At 39.7% G+C, this 17,342-nt stretch carries 15 protein-coding genes; 7 read left to right on the top strand and 8 right to left on the bottom strand.

Annotated features, from left to right (window positions below; all coding sequences use genetic code 11):
• The first annotated feature begins 43 nt into the window (after positions 1-43).
• The 3 genes from ASG14_RS16050 to ASG14_RS20720 are packed head-to-tail and all read left to right on the top strand — an operon-like array spanning position 44 to position 1,403.
• Entirely contained in the window at positions 44-565 is a 522-nt protein-coding gene (locus ASG14_RS16050; RefSeq protein ID WP_056872070.1) for a helix-turn-helix domain-containing protein, read from the top strand.
• Complete coding sequence (locus tag ASG14_RS16045; protein ID WP_369817232.1) at positions 562-1,143, top strand: IS3 family transposase; 582 nt, start codon at positions 562-564, stop codon at positions 1,141-1,143. Before ASG14_RS16050 ends, ASG14_RS16045 begins: the two co-directional genes overlap by 4 nt.
• Positions 1,140-1,403: an IS3 family transposase gene (locus tag ASG14_RS20720; RefSeq protein ID WP_082491643.1), complete on the top strand. Its 264-nt coding sequence runs from the start codon at positions 1,140-1,142 to the stop codon at positions 1,401-1,403. Before ASG14_RS16045 ends, ASG14_RS20720 begins: the two co-directional genes overlap by 4 nt.
• A 177-nt stretch (positions 1,404-1,580) precedes the next feature.
• Here ASG14_RS20720 and dxs read toward each other — a convergent pair whose 3' ends face one another.
• Positions 1,581-3,509 carry a 1-deoxy-D-xylulose-5-phosphate synthase gene (gene dxs, locus ASG14_RS16035; protein ID WP_056872068.1) on the bottom strand — a complete coding sequence of 643 codons (1,929 nt, stop codon included), beginning with the start codon at positions 3,507-3,509 and terminating at the stop codon, positions 1,581-1,583.
• 198 nt (positions 3,510-3,707) lie between these two features.
• Between dxs and ASG14_RS16030 the strand changes: the two genes are divergently transcribed.
• The 3 genes from ASG14_RS16030 to ASG14_RS16020 all read left to right on the top strand — a co-directional run bounded on the left by ASG14_RS16030 (position 3,708) and on the right by ASG14_RS16020 (position 6,759).
• Complete coding sequence (locus ASG14_RS16030) at positions 3,708-4,451, top strand: ScpA family protein (protein ID WP_056872067.1); 744 nt, start codon at positions 3,708-3,710, stop codon at positions 4,449-4,451.
• Positions 4,452-4,514: 63 nt separating this feature from the next.
• Positions 4,515-5,786: a serine hydroxymethyltransferase gene (gene glyA, locus ASG14_RS16025; protein ID WP_056872066.1), complete on the top strand. Its 1,272-nt coding sequence runs from the start codon at positions 4,515-4,517 to the stop codon at positions 5,784-5,786.
• Between the two features lie 46 nt (positions 5,787-5,832).
• Positions 5,833-6,759 carry a GDP-L-fucose synthase gene (locus tag ASG14_RS16020; RefSeq protein ID WP_056872065.1) on the top strand — a complete coding sequence of 309 codons (927 nt, stop codon included), beginning with the start codon at positions 5,833-5,835 and terminating at the stop codon, positions 6,757-6,759.
• 200 nt (positions 6,760-6,959) lie between these two features.
• Here the strand turns inward: ASG14_RS16020 and ASG14_RS16015 are convergent, their stop codons facing one another.
• From ASG14_RS16015 to ASG14_RS15990, 6 genes are all read right to left on the bottom strand, one after another.
• Positions 6,960-8,333 carry a hypothetical protein gene (locus tag ASG14_RS16015; RefSeq protein ID WP_056872064.1) on the bottom strand — a complete coding sequence of 458 codons (1,374 nt, stop codon included), beginning with the start codon at positions 8,331-8,333 and terminating at the stop codon, positions 6,960-6,962.
• An 18-nt stretch (positions 8,334-8,351) separates the two neighbouring features.
• Entirely contained in the window at positions 8,352-9,071 is a 720-nt protein-coding gene (locus tag ASG14_RS16010; RefSeq protein ID WP_056872063.1) for a ComF family protein, read from the bottom strand.
• An 86-nt stretch (positions 9,072-9,157) separates the two neighbouring features.
• A complete protein-coding gene (gene rlmN / locus ASG14_RS16005) occupies positions 9,158-10,219 on the bottom strand; it encodes a 23S rRNA (adenine(2503)-C(2))-methyltransferase RlmN (RefSeq protein ID WP_056872062.1) in 1,062 nt (353 codons plus the stop codon).
• A 180-nt stretch (positions 10,220-10,399) separates the two neighbouring features.
• Positions 10,400-11,371, bottom strand: a complete 972-nt coding sequence (rluF, locus tag ASG14_RS16000) for a 23S rRNA pseudouridine(2604) synthase RluF (RefSeq protein WP_056872061.1) — start codon at positions 11,369-11,371, stop codon at positions 10,400-10,402.
• Between the two features lie 179 nt (positions 11,372-11,550).
• A complete protein-coding gene (locus tag ASG14_RS15995; RefSeq protein ID WP_082491641.1) occupies positions 11,551-12,111 on the bottom strand; it encodes a DinB family protein in 561 nt (186 codons plus the stop codon).
• 259 nt (positions 12,112-12,370) lie between these two features.
• Positions 12,371-13,060, bottom strand: a complete 690-nt coding sequence (locus ASG14_RS15990; RefSeq protein ID WP_056872060.1) for a YafY family protein — start codon at positions 13,058-13,060, stop codon at positions 12,371-12,373.
• Positions 13,061-13,313: 253 nt separating this feature from the next.
• Here ASG14_RS15990 and ASG14_RS15985 point away from each other — a divergent pair, with 253 nt between their 5' ends.
• Complete coding sequence (locus ASG14_RS15985; protein ID WP_056872059.1) at positions 13,314-15,785, top strand: ATP-binding protein; 2,472 nt, start codon at positions 13,314-13,316, stop codon at positions 15,783-15,785.
• A 220-nt stretch (positions 15,786-16,005) separates the two neighbouring features.
• On the opposite strand, the gene ASG14_RS15980 is transcribed toward ASG14_RS15985, so the two are convergent.
• On the bottom strand, positions 16,006-17,337 hold the full coding sequence (locus ASG14_RS15980; RefSeq protein WP_056872058.1) for a sigma-54 dependent transcriptional regulator: 1,332 nt from the start codon (positions 17,335-17,337) through the stop codon (positions 16,006-16,008).
• Positions 17,338-17,342: the final 5 nt, after the last annotated feature.

Genomic DNA, 17,342 nt, shown 5'->3' with positions numbered 1-17,342 from the left:
TGCAATGCCCCCAAAAAGTTAGACACTTTATGGGGGCATTTTTATGAGCAGAAAAGTTAAGCATAGTTTAGAATTTAAATTAGCTATTGTCAATCAAGTATTAAAAAGAGATAGGTCTGTGGTCGAGATCTCAAGAGAAAATGCTCTTGAAAGGCGGATGCTAAGTCAATGGTTACAGTTCTATGAACGTTTTGGCGAAGCTGGACTTAAACCACAGTCAACRATTTATTCCTTAGAGAACAAACTTGAAGTTATCCGTTACTTTATGGACAATAAAGTATCTTTGAGAGCGGCATGTCTTCAATTTAACATCAGGGCAACTAGCGTTCTGTCCAACTGGTTGCGGATATACGCGTCCGATGGAGCTGAGGGACTTTCCGAGGAAAGAAGAGGGATTAAACATCTTATGAAGCCAAAGATTTCGAAAAAAGCAGCAGAAAAAGACTTAACCGAGCATGAACAGGTTTTGGAAGAAAACAAGCGTTTACGTGCGGAGGTCGCGTTTTTAAAAAAGTTACGAGCCTTGATCCAGAGAGAAGAAGCAGAGAAAAGGAAAAAGCACTGATCATCCTTGAATTAAGGCAAGAACACGAATTCGCATTATTGCTGCAGGTTGCCGCCATGGCCCGTAGCAGTTACTACTATTACATAAAACGGAGCAAGTTTCCAGACAAGTATATGGCTGTGAAAGCTGCCATTACAGGGCTCTGCGCCAGGCACCAGGGAAGATATGGCTACAGACGAATCCTTTATGCCCTACGGAAACAGGGCTATGCGATCAACCACAAAACCGTTCTGTCTCTGATGAACCTGCTGGGGCTGAAGAGTATCATAAGGGTCAAAAAGTATAGGTCTTACAAGGGCGAACAGGGCAAGATAGCGCCCAATATTATAGAGAGGAACTTCAAAGCCGATCATCCTTTACAAAAGTGGGCAACGGATGTTACCGAGTTCAGTGTATCGGGAAAGAAACTTTACCTGTCTCCAATTATTGACCTGTTCAACGGGGAGATCATAAGCTATTCGCTTTCTGAACGACCCAATTTCGAACAGATTACAGAGATGTTGAAAAAAGGGCTGGCAAAGGTAAAGAAACACACCAGGTTGGACTACATTCAGACCAGGGCTGGCAATACCAGATGAGGGCATATAGCAATACGCTCAAGAAGCATGGAATTGTTCAGAGCATGTCCCGAAAGGGTAATTGCCTAGATAATGCAATTATAGAAAACTTCTTCGGCACCATTAAATCGGAACTGTTCTATCTGAAAAAGTACAGGTCGGTCAATGAATTAAGGAAAGAAATAATCGAATATGTTAACTATTACAATAATGACAGGATAAGACTGAATCTAAAAGGCATGAGCCCAATCGAATATCGGGTTCATGCCTTAAATAATTAATTACTAATTTCGTCTAACATTTGGGGGGCAGTCTATNATAAGACTGAATCTAAAAGGCATGAGCCCAATCGAATATCGGGTTCATGCCTTAAATAATTAATTACTAATTTCGTCTAACATTTGGGGGGCAGTCTATAAATCAAATGAGGCCTTTTTTTATTATTGAAGCTAATTCTGTTAGCCTACCATCGTATTGGTTGTACGTTTAACGCCAACTTTTCTAACGGCTTCAATTATCGATGCCTTATCATAACCACATTCTGCCCAAAGTTCTGCCTGCTCGCCATGCTCAATAAATTGATCAGGAATACCAAGGCGAACTACATTGGACGTGTAGCCATTATCGGCCATAAATTCTAACACTGCAGAACCTACGCCGCCTTGAAGCGTTCCATCTTCTACAGTAATAATATGTTTATATTTTGAGAAAACCTCATGAAGCATTTCCTCATCTAATGGCTTAACAAAGCGTAAATCGTAATGTGCAGGGTAAAGGCCTTCGCTGTTTAATTCGGCTCTCGCCTCTACTGCAAAGTTTCCGACATGGCCAATTGTAAGTAAGGCAACCTCCTCACCATCACAAATTTTCCGTCCCTTTCCAATTTCAAGCGCCTTGAATGGTCGTTTCCAGTCCGGCATAACACCGTTTCCACGGGGATAGCGGATTACAAAAGGCCCTGCATTGTCAAGTTGTGCGGTATACATTAAGTTTCGCAGCTCCTCCTCGTTCATCGGTGAAGAAACAACTAAATTCGGGATACAACGCATAAAAGCGATATCATAAGCGCCATGGTGGGTTGCGCCATCGGCACCAGCTAAGCCTGCTCTGTCTAAACAGAAAATAACATTAAGCTTTTGTATGGCAACGTCATGGATAACCTGATCGTAAGCCCTTTGCATAAAACTTGAGTAGATATTACAGAAAGGGACGAGTCCCTGTGCGGCTAAACCTGCAGAAAAAGTTACTGCATGTTGTTCTGCGATACCCACATCAAAAGCACGTGTTGGCATAGCTTTCATCATTATATTTAATGATGAACCGGATGGCATTGCCGGCGTAATACCAACAATCTTATCATTTGCCTCTGCCAATTCAACCATTGTATGGCCAAAAACATCCTGGTATTTTGGCGGCTGTGGCTTATCAGGAATACTTTTTTTAATTTCTCCTGTAATTTTATCGAACAAACCTGGCGCATGCCATTTCGTTTGATCTTTTTCTGCCAATGCAAAGCCTTTACCTTTTACCGTAACACAGTGCAGTAATTTCGGACCAGGAATATCTTTTAAATCTTTTATAATGGCAGCTAAGCGTTTAACATCATGCCCGTCAACAGGTCCAAAATACCTAAAGTTTAGCGATTCGAATAAATTGCTCTGCTTTAATAAAGTGCCTTTTATGCTTTTCTCGATTTTCTTAACATACTTATGGGCATTAGGTCCTAATTTCGAAAGTCCTGTTAATACCTGAGATATATCATCGCGAAAGCGATTGTAAGATTTTGAAGTTGTAATGTTTGTAAGGTATTCTTTTAAGGCGCCAACATTGGGGTCGATAGACATGCAGTTGTCGTTCAAAATTACCAGAACATTACTGTTTTCGATTCCTGCATGATTCAGCCCTTCGAATGCCAGGCCTGCGGTCATGGCGCCGTCGCCAATTACCGCGACGTGTTGCCTGTCGGTTTCGCCTTTAATCTGCGAAGCTACAGCCATACCCAGCGCTGCCGAAATGGAAGTAGAAGAGTGCCCAACACCAAATGTATCGTACTCACTTTCGCTAATTTTAGGAAAACCACTAATGCCTTTGTAAATACGGTTTGTGTGGAAAAGATCGCGGCGGCCGGTTAATATTTTATGCCCGTAAGCCTGGTGCCCAACATCCCAAACAAGTTTATCATAAGGTGTATTTAAGGCATAATGAAGTGCAACCGTAAGCTCTACAACACCTAAACTGGCGCCAAAGTGGCCACCGTTTACACTCACAATATCAATAATATATTGACGTAATTCCTGGCTTATTTGTTCTAAGTCAGCTTCACTAAATTGCTTTAAATCAGCAGGATAGTTAATTTTAGATAATAGGGGGCCAGCTTTTACTTGCATTCGGTATTTTGGGTAAAAAACAAGATACAAAGAAAGGTATTTTTGTTCTAATATTTAAGAAAAAAAAGTTCAATAAACACAACCAGGCCCATGTTAGTAAAATGTAGGCTTAATTTAATGCAAACATTTGCTTAACATGCATTTTAAATTTCGAGGTATTAAAATGTATTTGATATTTCAGTATGTTTGTTTTTAGCAATGCAAGCAGAAAATTTTGAAATAAAACTTCCCGTTTTTGAAGGCCCGTTTGACCTGTTGCTGTTTTTTATAGAACGCGACGAGTTAAACATACAGGACATTGAAATTGCCAAAATCACAAATGATTTTCTCGCCTACATTCACAAGTTGCTGGCCCTTAATGTTGAGGTTGCGAGCGAGTTTATCCTCGTAGCCGCCACGCTGATGCGCATTAAATCGAAAATGCTGTTGCCAAGAATCGAGGTAGATGATTCCGGGAACGAAATTAATCCTGAGGAGGATTTAATTGCGAGGCTCATTGCATACAAGAAGTTTAAATCTGTAGCCGAAGAACTGAAAGTTTTCGAAGAGGCAAGAATGCAGCAAGAACGAAGGGGAAATATTGAGCTTGATTTAACGCTGGCTGCAGAATCGTCTGTCCACCAGGATGAACTTCTATCCCTCGATTTGTACAAATTATTGATGGTTTATCAAAAAACGATAGAGAAATATGAGCTGCGGAGCCAGGAGGTTAAACACACAGTTATCCAGTATCCTTACACTATCGAGCAGCAAAAACATTTTATCACCAATCTTTTAAACATTAATAAACAACTCGATTTTGCGCTTGTATTAAAAAACTCAGAAAATAAGGTGCACTTTGTTTATAATTTCTTGGCGATTTTAGAAATGCTGCAACAGCAAATCGTTGAGATAAGCATTGGTAGTGGCTTTAATAACTTTAATGTAAAAGCAATGGCCTAATAGGCGCTTAATTAACTTGTAATTTCTTACTTTTGCCAAAAAAATAACAAACCCAATATAAGGATGAAACGCGACAACCAAATTTTTGAACTTATTGATAAAGAGCTAAACCGCCAGGAGCACGGCTTAGAGCTTATCGCATCAGAAAACTTTGTGAGCAAGCAGGTTATGGAGGCCGCTGGCTCCGTACTTACAAATAAATATGCCGAAGGCTTGCCAGGTAAACGCTACTATGGCGGTTGCCAGGTTGTAGATGTGGTAGAGCAAATTGCTATCGATAGGGCTAAACAATTATTTGGTGCAGCATGGGTTAATGTACAGCCGCATTCTGGTGCACAGGCAAACGCTGCGGTAATGCTTGCAGTTATTCAGCCGGGCGATAAAATTCTAGGTTTTGATTTGTCGCATGGTGGTCACCTAACGCATGGTTCTCCAGTAAACTTTTCAGGGAAATTGTACCAGCCATTTTTCTACGGTGTAGATAGAGAAACAGGCTTAATAGATTATAAAAAGCTCGAAGAAGTTGCCCTTGCAGAAAAACCTAAATTGATTATTTGTGGTGCTTCAGCGTATTCGAGAGAGTGGGATTATGCTTTTATTCGCTCAGTAGCCGACAAAGTTGGGGCATTGGTTCTGGCAGATATTTCACACCCTGCGGGCTTAATTGCAAAAGGGCTTTTGGCTAATCCGCTGCCACATTGCCATATCGTAACCACTACAACGCATAAAACTTTACGTGGTCCTCGTGGCGGTATGATTATGATGGGACAGGATTTTGAAAACCCGTGGGGTTTAAAAACACCAAAAGGCGAGCCGAGAATGATGAGTAATTTGCTCGACATGGCAGTTTTCCCGGGTACGCAAGGTGGACCATTAGAGCACATTATTGCAGCTAAAGCGATTGCTTTCGGCGAGGCGCTAAGTGATGAATACGGTGTTTACATTAAGCAGGTTGCCGCAAATGCCCAAGCTATGGCGAAGGCCTTTGTTGCAAAAGGTTACGGCATCATATCAGGCGGAACAGATAATCACCTGATGTTAATCGACCTTCGTAATAAAAACATAACTGGTAAAGTCGCCGAAAATGCGCTTGAAAAAGCGGAAATTACCGTAAATAAAAATATGGTTCCTTTCGATGATAAATCACCTTTCGTAACTTCTGGTATCCGCGTAGGTACGGCAGCAATTACCACCCGGGGCTTGAAAGAAACAGAGATGGAAAAAATCGTTGATTTGATTGACCAGGTTTTGACTAATCCGGACGACGAAGCAAATTTAAGCGCCGTTAAAGCTGAAGTTGAGCGTTTGGTAAGTGCATTTCCACTTTATAAATAAAACATTCACCGAAAGGTTGAAACTGAAAATTAAATAAGACAGTCTCTTGGAAAAAAACTCTAAAATATACGTTGCCGGACACCGCGGCATGGTTGGATCAGCCATTTATCGCAAGTTGCAGAAAGAAGGTTACACCAATATTGTAACCAAGGTTTCGGCAGAATTGGATCTTCGTAACCAACAGGCGGTAGGTGATTTCTTTGCTGAAGAAAAGCCTGATTACGTTTTTCTTGCTGCTGCGAAAGTTGGTGGCATTGTTGCAAATAATACCTATCGGGCCGATTTCCTTTTTGAAAATCTGGCGATTCAAAACAACGTTATCCATAACGCCTATTTAACTGGCGTTAAGAAACTGATGTTTTTAGGCTCGAGTTGTATTTATCCAAAAATGGCTCCGCAGCCGTTAAAAGAAGATTATCTGTTAACCGGTACGCTGGAGGAAACAAATGAACCTTATGCCATTGCAAAAATTGCGGGTATAAAAATGTGTGATGCCTACCGCGACCAGTATGGCTGTAATTTTATTTCCGTTATGCCAACCAATTTATATGGCTATAACGATAACTACCATCCACAAAATTCGCATGTTTTGCCAGCCTTAATTCGTAAAGTACACGAGGCAAAGATTAACAATGAAGAGCAGGTTACCGTTTGGGGTTCTGGTTCGCCGATGCGCGAATTTCTTTTCGCTGATGATTTAGCAGATGCCTGCTATTTTTTGATGGAAAACTACAATGAGCCAAATTTGATAAATATTGGTGTTGGTCATGATTTAACCATTAAAGATTTAGCGCTTCTGATTAAAGATGTTTTGGGCTACGAGGGAACGCTGGTTTTTGATGCAAGCAAACCAGATGGCACGCCGCGTAAATTAATGGATGTTAGCAAACTTCATAACTTAGGTTGGAAACATAAAATTGAGTTGCCCGAAGGAATTGCTTTAGCCTATGATGATTTTTTGAGCAGATATTAGCTCGTTTTGAAATTAGATAAATTAAGAAAACGCCCTGTATTTTTATGCAGGGCGTTTTTGTTTGCCCTAAATTTTAGAAGCCTTGTAAAAAGTAAAGGGCCGATATTCTTTTGAAGAAATATCGACCCTTACCATCTAAATTAACGCTCTCGAATATATAACGCAGCGAATTCTAAAATGTTTTAGAAAGTTAAAAAAAACTAAAAGTTTTCATAACATCCTAGCGTGGAAGGGAAAGTTCTGGTTGTATTTGTTAAATCTTTATTTAGATAGCTGTTAAAGTAAGGATCTCCACTTAAGTCCACACCTTGCTTTAATGCCGCACTTCCATTAGAAACCCTGAAGTTTGCTGACGTTTTTGATGTAAACCTAGGGTCGGCATTAATAATGTTTTCTGCAGTGAAATTGGTAGCAGTTGTTTTAATTAGATTGCGAATAATTTTGTTCTGCGGAGCAATACCGGGCTTATTTTGAATGCTCAGTTCGTTCTCCAAATCTCCCCAGATTATATTATTTGTTAACTCAATTTCTAACTTATTGTATGCTTTCGCTGATAAATAATCAGAAAAGGTTAAGGCTGCATTTTTGCGTGGAAAGTTAGGATTTATGCCAGCAAAAGTGTTTTGTTTTAGGTTGTATTTTCCACCACCGATGGCGTAAATTAAGTAATTTCCACAATTGTAAACCAAGTTATTAAAAGCAATTAATTCTGAATGGTAGCCAATATAGGCAGCAACCTGCATATTTTTAATTACGTTGTTGCTTAATATTAATTTTGGATTTGCATTGGCCGATAATGAATCTGAAGTAACTGCGACGGATGCATTTTTGATAATTGCATGCTTGATTACACCGCCACCATTCTGTTTAAAATATAGCCCTTGCCATTGTCCGGGTTCATCCTCATATGCGTCTTCCAGCCTGTCGCTACAGAAATTTATCGGCGCATTAGGCGAACCATTTGCACTTAAAAAGCCTTCGATATTCATTGTCGCATCCTTGTGGAAATAAACCTTTGCTCCGGGTTCTACCGTTAAAGTTGCACCGTTCTTTACCGTCACTGCTCCGTTTATAATGTATGGCAGGTTTTTAGTCCAGCTGGTAGATTTATCAATATTTCCATTATTAATAAAAACCGCATTCTGTCCGTAAGCTAAAAGCTGGATTGTTTTTTTATTTCCGTTTGAGGTCAGGATGATAGAATCCTGAACTAAAAAAGCTGTGCTTTTGGCATCGGGATTTATAGTTACTTTAACAAAAAGGTTTATCGAATCCTGTCCGTTTAAAATTAGGTTGGTTGTACCTAAAGTATTTTGCCCATTAATGTTTAGCCTAAATGAAGATGCGTTTCCGCCTGAAAGCTTAATCTCCGAAATATTAAGTGCACCAGCATTTTTATTTAAAATCTTAATTCTTTTGGTTGTAGAGCCAATGCTTGTGAAAATGGTGTCGAAGAGTATGCTGTCTGCTGAAAACGAAAGTTTGGCATCAGTATCTGTAGTAATGCGCTCATCTTTCCGGCAAGCCGATATCATAATCACAATCAGAAATAATAGGCTAACGAGTTTAGACATACATCAAATATGAGGAAATTATTCTGCGAATGCCAAAGCTGCAATGCTTACCATTGCGGCACCATTTTGGAGCAATACATTTGCGCATGCTTCAAGTGTGGCGCCGGTCGTAATAACATCATCAACAAGCAAAACGTGTTTGTTTTTAATTGCTTCTTTGTTCTGTACCTCAAAAACCTGCTTCATATTTTCATACCGGTTGTATCGGCTCTTTTTTGTCTGGCTTTCTGTTGAAATGGTTCTAATTAGCGTATCTTCACTAAAGGGCACATCCATCTTTTCAGCAATGCCCTGTACAATAAAAACACTTTGGTTATAGCCTCTCAAACGCTGTTTTTTTTGGTGCAAGGGCACCGGAATAATCAAATCGATATTTTTATAAAGCGGACTACTGTTTAGCCGTGCGCCCAGCAGGCTGCCGAGCATTAGCCCAACATCAGTTTTGCTGTTATACTTTAGGTTATGAATCAGGTTTTGAACTTTAGCACCTTTTCTAAAATATAACATTGCCATCGCGGCGTTCAATGGTAATCGTCCCCAAAGCTGTTTGGCAACGCGGTTATCTGCATGGATATGATAATCTGTATAGGGCAGATCGTAAAGGCATTTGGTACAAATCAGACTTTCATTTCGAAACAAGGTATTTCCACAGGCGTTGCACAAATTTGGAAACAAAAGCGCAATCAAATCAGCGCCCCAATGCCTGAATATTGATTTGTTTGAATTTAGAATTTCCATGGTGAAGCGATGCTATTAGCTATATTAAATATAACATTTCCGGCAACATTTCCAAAATGTAAGCATGTTCGCTTACCGAAACTAAATTAAGCCTTCGCTTCTTCTTTCACGGCAAGTTGCCCACATGCGGCATCAATGTCTTTTCCACGGCTACGGCGAATGTTGGTATTTATGCCCTGGCTTTTCAGGTAATTTGAAAAGGCATCAATTTTATCACCTTCGGCATTAGTAAAATCAGCAAAAGAAATTGGATTATACTCAATTAAGTTAACCTTGCAGGGAATGTGTTTACAAAACTTTGCCAAATCCATCGCATCAGAAATTTCATCGTTAAAATGATTGAAAACGATGTATTCGTAAGTCACCGGATTTTTAGTTTTAGCAAAATAATATTTCAATGCATCAGCCAGCGCTTTTAAAGAATTTGCCTCATTAATTGGCATAATCTCGTTTCGTTTTTTATCGTCAGCGGCGTGTAGCGAAAGTGCCAGATTAAATTTAGCACCATCATCACCAAGCTTTTTAATCATTTTCGCAATTCCGGCTGTTGAAACTGTAATGCGTTTATAGCTCATGTTTAAACCATCTGGAGCGGTAATGCGTTCTATTGATTTAAGTACATTTGCGTAATTTAAAAGCGGTTCGCCCATGCCCATGTAAACAATATTGGTTAATGGGTTATTGTAGTTTTGTTTTGCCTGCTTATCAATCAATACAACCTGATCGTAAATTTCGTCGGCATTAAGGTTGCGTTTACGGTCCATATAACCGGTTGCGCAGAATTTGCAAGTTAAGCTACAGCCCACCTGCGAACTTACACAAGCCGTCATCCGGTCTTCCAGAGGAATCAAAACGCCCTCTACGATATTTCCATCTGCTAAGCGAAAGGTATTTTTAATCGTATGATCGTTACTAAACTGCGAGTTGTTAACCTGAACAGCGTTAATGGCGAAACTTTCATCTAAGGCTTTGCGCAAATCTTTAGAAAGATTGCTCATTTCATCAAAATTAGTTGCCGATTTTTCCCATAACCACTGGTAAATTTGTTTCGCCCTGAAAGCAGGCTGCTGCATTGCAACCAGATGTTGCTGGAGCTGTGGCAAATCTAATGAGCGGATATCAGTTTTTTTTGCTGTTCTTTCTAACATTTTATTTTCCCTGTAATAACCCGATGCGGAAATTATGAAGATCTTTCATCGTTTCTTTCCGCCTGGTGAATCTTTGTGTCGCGACAAATGATTCATGCAAAGGTACTTAAAAAGCCTCTAAGCTGAAACAGTAATGCGTAATGCACACATTTGAAATTCAGAATTTTACAAATTTTTGGCTTATCTTCCTCTTTGTTTGCCGTTTGATTTTCCTGTTGCCCTGCCTTGCGCAGGCTTCGCATTTCTGCTTGAAGAACTCTTTCTAACGCCCGCTTTTGCAGATGCATTTCCTGAAGATTTTTTTGCTCCTGGTTTATGGGCAGGTTTTGAGGGTTTGAAAGATTTTTTGGGCTGTTCTTGTTTCTCTTCAGATATTTCTTCCCAGGAATTGGTTTTCTTTTTGGTGTTTTTCGGTTTTGATGCCGCCTCTGATGAAGACTTTTCAACACTTTTCATGATGTCGTTCAGTTCCGCTTCCGAAAGTTCCCTAAACTCTCCGGCTGGGATGCCTTTGAGGTTAATATTCATAATTCTGGTACGCTCCAGTTTAGTTACTTCATAGCCAAAATGTTCGCACATCCTTCTGATTTGCCTGTTCAGCCCCTGAATTAAAATAATATTGAACACAAAAGGCCCAACTTGGCGCACTTTACATTTACGCGTATTTACGCCTAAAATCGGTACGCCGTTACTCATTTCGAATATAAAATCTTCGGTAACCGGTTTGTTAACGGTAACCAAATACTCTTTCTCATGCTTATTGCCGGCCCTTAAAATTTTATTAACAATATCGCCGTTATTGGTTAAAAAAATTAAACCAGATGAATCCTTATCTAAACGACCGATCGGGAAAATCCGCTCACTATGGTTTACATAATCAACAATATTATCTTTAACATTTGATTCAGTAGTGCTGGTTATCCCAACGGGCTTGTTAAAAGCCAAAAGAATAAAGTTCGACGCTTCTTTCGGTTCAATGTTGTGTCCATTCACCATTACACGGTCGCCCGCCAACACCTGGTCGCCGATTTTTGCTCTTTTACCATTGATAAAAACCGTCCCCTTTTCGATAAATCTATCTGCCTCGCGGCGAGAACACAAACCACTTTCGCTAATAAATTTGTTTAACCGGGTTGCAGAGTTGTTGTTCATACTGCAATTTTACGGAAATAAATTGTTTAATTAATCAGAGTTTCGGCGGCGATTTCGCAGTTAAACCAACGCCTAAAATAATTTGCCACCGAAACCCTGATTCCCATCAAAGGCTTTTGGATGCCTTTTCTGCTGCTCGGCTTCAGTGGCAAATAAGCTAATTAAACCCTTACAGGTAATTAAAAATTCTGTTCGTCTGCACTTGGTCCGTAGCTTCCCGGAATCGGAATGTTTAACAACCTTAAGTAAACACCCAACTGTGCCCGGTGATGTATCGTTTGGCTAAAAGCAATCCGCATCATTTCATATTTGGTTAAATCGCCTAGAATTTGCTCGCCATTCCTTAAAATCCACTGTTTATCAAAGGCTTGTAAGTCCGCTTTTTCCAGTTCAGCTTTTCCGTTTTCATAGCTTTCTGTTAGTATCCTAAGCAAATCTTCATTGCTTTCTACCTTTTTTTCTTCGTAAGGTGCTGTTGCGAAGTCTAATCCATCGGTTGTAAAGGCCAAACTTACCCAACTTGGTAAATCGGCAATGTGGCTCGCAAGCGATTTCATTTTCATGCTTTTTTCATGCGGTGCCCAGTCAAATTTATCGACAGGTACCAGCGCCAAAAATTTTTTTGTAGTGTTAAACTCGGCTTCGAATTCTTTCAGTAATGCTTTAATAATGTCCATGTTCTTGTGTTTTGTTCGTTCAATTGTATTTAATTCCATTAATAATAGGTCTGCTATGCTCATGGTGTTTTAAGTTTTGTAATACAAAAGAAACAGGAGCGGGTGACAACCCTATGGCAGTGTAAAAATTATTTGGAATTTTTTTTTAGAAAAGCAGTTTTCGGTAATTCTTCGCTTAGTCAGTTCCCGCCATTCGATTTACAACATTGTTAACCGAAAAGGTTAACACTGCGTGTTCGCTGTTGTCGGGTTTATTTAAGCCAATTTAATGCACATCTGTTAAGCCTGTACAGCAAAGGTGCCCAAACCAGGTTAGGGGAGTTTAAAAATTTACTGGCAGCATGCTCATGTAATCACTTAATGGCATGTGCTCGGTTTTTAAGAAAGCTTTGTTAAGCGTTTGCAAAGAAATGATTCTGGTTAAATTAAAATCACGGTATTGATTTCTGAAATGGCACCAGGCAATAAGATGCCAGCTAAATGCATAGAATATTAAACCAATGGGTTCCACTTCGCGTTTACTCGTTTCGTCTTTCGCATTTTTATACTCGAGCGCTACCATGTTTCTTTCAGATATTGCCTGTTGAATAAGCGACAGGTATTCATAATTAAATCTCAAACGATCAGGAACCTGCAACTTAATGTGCTGGTTCATCATTTCAAGCTTTTCTTTCTGACTCGTTTTTAAAACCGCCTTAACCTTGGTAAGGGCTGCCACGTAATGCGATCGGATTGAGTTATCGGCAAAACCATTAACCAAACTTTCTACAAGCAGTAAAGCATTTGCCTCATCCATATTAAAAGAAACTGGCGGCAAAAAATAGCCCTGAACTAAAAAATAACCCTTAGGCTGTTCAAAACCAACGGGGATGCCCTGTTCCTGTAAGGCTTTAACATCTCTGTAAACGGTGCGGATACTTATGCAAAACCGCTCAGAAATTTTCTCGGCAGTTATGTATTTTCTCGACTGGAGTAGCGTTAAAATCCCAAAAAGGCGATCGATGCGGTTCATTAGTTTTGGCTTGGTTAAAAGTATAAAAATTGCCAGAAAAACATGGAATCAACAGAAACTATTCTTTTAAGCTTTGATATTTTCTGAATTGAGGGGTCTTAATTTCTTTACGATTTATTTTGCAGGTAACTCAATTTTGGCTGGCAAGCCTAGAAAAAATCAAAACTTCACATTGTCTTATTTGTATTAAGTAGTTAAAACATGTGTTTTCTGCAAAATGTTCGTTTAAATAAGAGAATACAATTTACATTTAATGGCAGTCGAAATCCAAAAACGTTTCTTCAGGGCAGTAAAAAGTAAAGTTATTATTGGCTTTTTATTCGCCTGCTTTGCTTTGGTATTGGCCTGGGGCATCAGTAAGTTTGCTTTCACGCGGATGCTTAATACCGTTGAGGAAATATCTGCACCGAATGATAGATTGCGAATCGTTAACGACCTGTCGCACAAAATTGCAAGGCTCGACCAGTTGCAAAGAGACGAAGCTTTTAACAAGCAGGGCAATTCGAGTTTCTTAAAAGAATCGAGAAAATTACGTTTAAGTTTAGATACACTACGCAAGCTTTATAAAGGCGATTCGTTGCAGCTGGCACGAATCAAATCCATAAGAAACCTGTTGGTAGAGCGAGATAAACAATTCCTCTCCTACTTACAGGTTCGCGAAACCTTGGTAAACACTAAATCATTTTCTGATGAAGTTAAAAAACTCAACGTACTTGTTGCAACCCGTTCACGCCAAACTGATAGCGCTGTTTTAACCACCGAAACCACCACCTCCACCACCACAGTTGCACCAGATAACGAAGAAAAATCGCGGGGTTTTCTAAGTAAGCTCTTTGGCAAAAAAAAGGCTGACGTTTATAAAATTATTAATGAAGAATTTAAGGTAAAACGCGATACGCTGAATGCCAGGGCCGAAGACAGCCTTATGAAAAGCATGACTGGCTCACTCAAAAATATTGAGGTAGAGCAAAGGCAAAAAAGTCAGAAGTTTTTAAAACGCGAGGCCGATTTATCAAATGCAAGCAATGCTTTAACCAATCAGATTTTACAAATTTTACGCGAAGTTGAGGGGCAAGCCGTTGCCCAGGTCGATTTTAATGGCGTACAGGCGAAAGAGGTGGTAAACGATGGAATTACCCAAATTACAACAATTATCATCGCCTTCTTTTTGCTTACGGTTATACTCCTTTATCTAATTTTGACCGACATTACAAAGAGTAATCGCTATCGGAAGGAATTGGAAATGGCTAAAGACGAAGCCGAATACCATGGCAAGGCGAAGCAGCGGTTTCTTTCTAATATGAGCCACGAAATCAGAACACCTTTGCAGTCTATCTTAGGTTATGCAGAACTCATTGCCCAACAGGATAACCCGAAAAAGAAAGATATAAATGCGATTTACCAGTCGTCTATACATTTACTTCAGATTGTAAATGAGGTACTGGATTATAACCGAATTATTTCTGGTGAGTTTAGCTTTAATAACCAGGTTTTCGATATTCGAAAAATTTTAGAGGAAGTAACGTCTGTGGTTAGGCCATTGGCAGAACAAAAATCGTTGCTTTTGGTTACCGATTTTGATTTGGAAGATGTAGAATTTATAAAAGGTGATGCCTTCCGGTTAAAACAGATACTTTTCAACTTGCTCGGTAATGCTGTAAAATTTACGTTGAGGGGCGAAATTAATCTTCGGGTTTCGTGCAAGAAACAAATAGACAATCTGCATTTTAATTTTACGATACAAGATACAGGCATTGGTTTCGAGGAGAAAGATATGTCGAGAATTTTTAATGAATTTGAGCAGATAGAATCGCCGGAGCAATATGTGCTCAACCAAACCGGAACAGGTTTGGGCTTGCCGATTGTAAAGTCGCTGATTGAGGCCCAGGGTGGAAGAATTCACGTAAAAAGTAAACCAGGAAAGGGTACAACCTTTAACGTTTACCTAACCTACCAGCAAACTAACGAAAAGGTAACCGATGCGCTTGATTTGGAGCATTACGCATTTGTAAACCCTGGTACGGTTTGGGTTATCGATGATGACAAACTTATCCTCGACCTTTGTGGTTTAATATTCGAAAAAAATGAAATTCCATACAGAAGTTTCAATGAGGTTGCCGATATTTTGCGTCAGGAGCCTGATGAAAATTTGAAGTATGTGCTTGTAGATATGCGCCTGCCCGAAATGACTGGCCTGGAACTCCGCCATTTGCTGAAGAAAAAGCTTCCTGCTGAGGTTAAGTTTTATGCTATAACCGCACAGGTTTTGCCAGAAGAAAGGGAAGTGGTTTTGAGCGAAGGATTTGATGGTTTAATAATGAAACCTTTCAGAGCCGCAGATTTACTTTCTATTTTTGATAAAACAGAAATATTAACCGAACAGCCCGAGTTCGACTTTTCATCAATTGAGAAAATGACTTTTGGCGACCAAAAAATGCTCGAGAAAATTCTAACCAGGTTTAGGCAGGATTGTGTTGACGATGCTGCAGAACTGGAAATTTACCTTGAAGAAAATAATCACGATAAAAGCCGGCTAATTGTACATCGCCTTGCCGGTAGAACGGCACAAATGGGCTCTAAAACCCTCGCCCAATCTTTCAGGTTGCTCGAGCTTGAAATTGCTGAAGAGGGTTTGTCAACAACCATTAAAACTGAAGTTGTTATACAACTTAAAAAGTTAAATGCTTTAATTAAAATGATGGAAGAAATGGAGTTTGCTGGCTAAACCTCTTCGCTGCATCGCTTTTCTTAAACTTTCGATCGGTACAGAACCAACGCCTGTTTAAACTGAATTTAGACGCTTAAAGCAAAAACATATGCTTTAAGGAAATCGCCCTTTTCCTCCATTTTATTTGGTAAAGCAAAAATTTTTATTGCATTTGTTGACTTTGGTTTCCATTAGCCGGGCAAGCAGGTTGCCAAATTCTGCCCCTAAGCAACCGGTTCTAATCAATACCGTACCTTTCCATTTTTGCATAAAGCGTCTTTCTGTCGATATTTAGCATTTTCGCTGCCTTGGATTTATTATGCTTTGCTTTGAGTAAAGCCTCGGCAATCAAAGTCTTTTCATTCTGCTCGTTAACCGCTTTTAAATCTGAAGAACTTCCCGGCAAGGTTTGCTGGTTAACGGAAATCATCATTTCATCGGGCAAGGCATTTACCTGTGCAACATCGCCAGGCGTTAACAACACCATGCGCTTAATTACGTTGCTCAATTCGCGAAGATTTCCGGGCCAATCGTAGTTTAGTAATAAAGTTTTGGCTTCGGCAGAGATGCTTTTTACATTTCTTTCCAAATTTCGGTTCGATAAACCGATGAAATGGTTAATGAATAGTTCCAAATCGCCACCCCGATCCCTCAAAGCGGGCAGCTGAATTTTAAATTCATTTAACCGATGGTATAAATCCTCCCTAAACTCGCCTTCCGCAATGCTGTTTACTAAGTCATCATTTGTTGCAGTAATAATCCGTACATCGACGGCAATTTGTTTGGTGCTTCCTAGAGGTAAAATCACCCGCTCCTGTAACGCACGAAGTAATTTAATCTGCACCTCGTAACTTAAATTTCCAACCTCGTCTAAAAATAATGTGCCGCCATTAGCCGCCTCAAACTGGCCTTTCTTATCGTTCAATGCGCCAGTAAAAGCACCTTTTATGTGCCCGAACAACTCGCTTGCAGCCAAATCTTTTGATAAAGCACCGCAATCAATCGCTATAAAAGGTTTGTCTGCCCGCTTACTTTGCTGGTGCAAAGTTCTGGCGGCAAATTCTTTTCCTGTTCCACTTTCTCCCTGAATAATTACCGACATATCTGTTGGTGCCACTAAGGCAATATGTTCATATAATCGGTCTGCGATGGCGCTTTTGCCTTTTATGAAATCGGCATCATTTCCCTCAAGCTTTATTTCTTTCGAATCTTTTTTATTCAAAGAATTTTTAATCACCATCAAAAGTTCATCGGGATTAACCGGCTTGGTAATGTAATCGAAAGCGCCCAATTGCATGGATTTTACAGCTGTACGAACATCGTTGAAGCTCGTCATCACAATAATGGGGGTAAAGAGGCCAAGGTTTCTGGCATGACTGATTAAGTCAAAACCGATCCCGTCGGGCAAACGGTAATCAATTAAAAACAGATCAAAAGACTCATTTTCAATTAATTTTAAAGATTGTTTAATGTGGGTTACGAGCGTAACCTCATGGCTGTTTTTACTTAAAAAACCTTCAAGTAACTGGGCAAATGTTGTATCATCTTCTAAAATCAGGATTTTCGCCATACAAC

It is taken from the genome of Pedobacter sp. Leaf194, assembly GCF_001423945.1.
Classification (GTDB): domain Bacteria; phylum Bacteroidota; class Bacteroidia; order Sphingobacteriales; family Sphingobacteriaceae; genus Pedobacter.
Note: the sequence above shows the minus strand (reverse complement) of the source record. Positions and strands in the feature narration are given on the sequence as shown.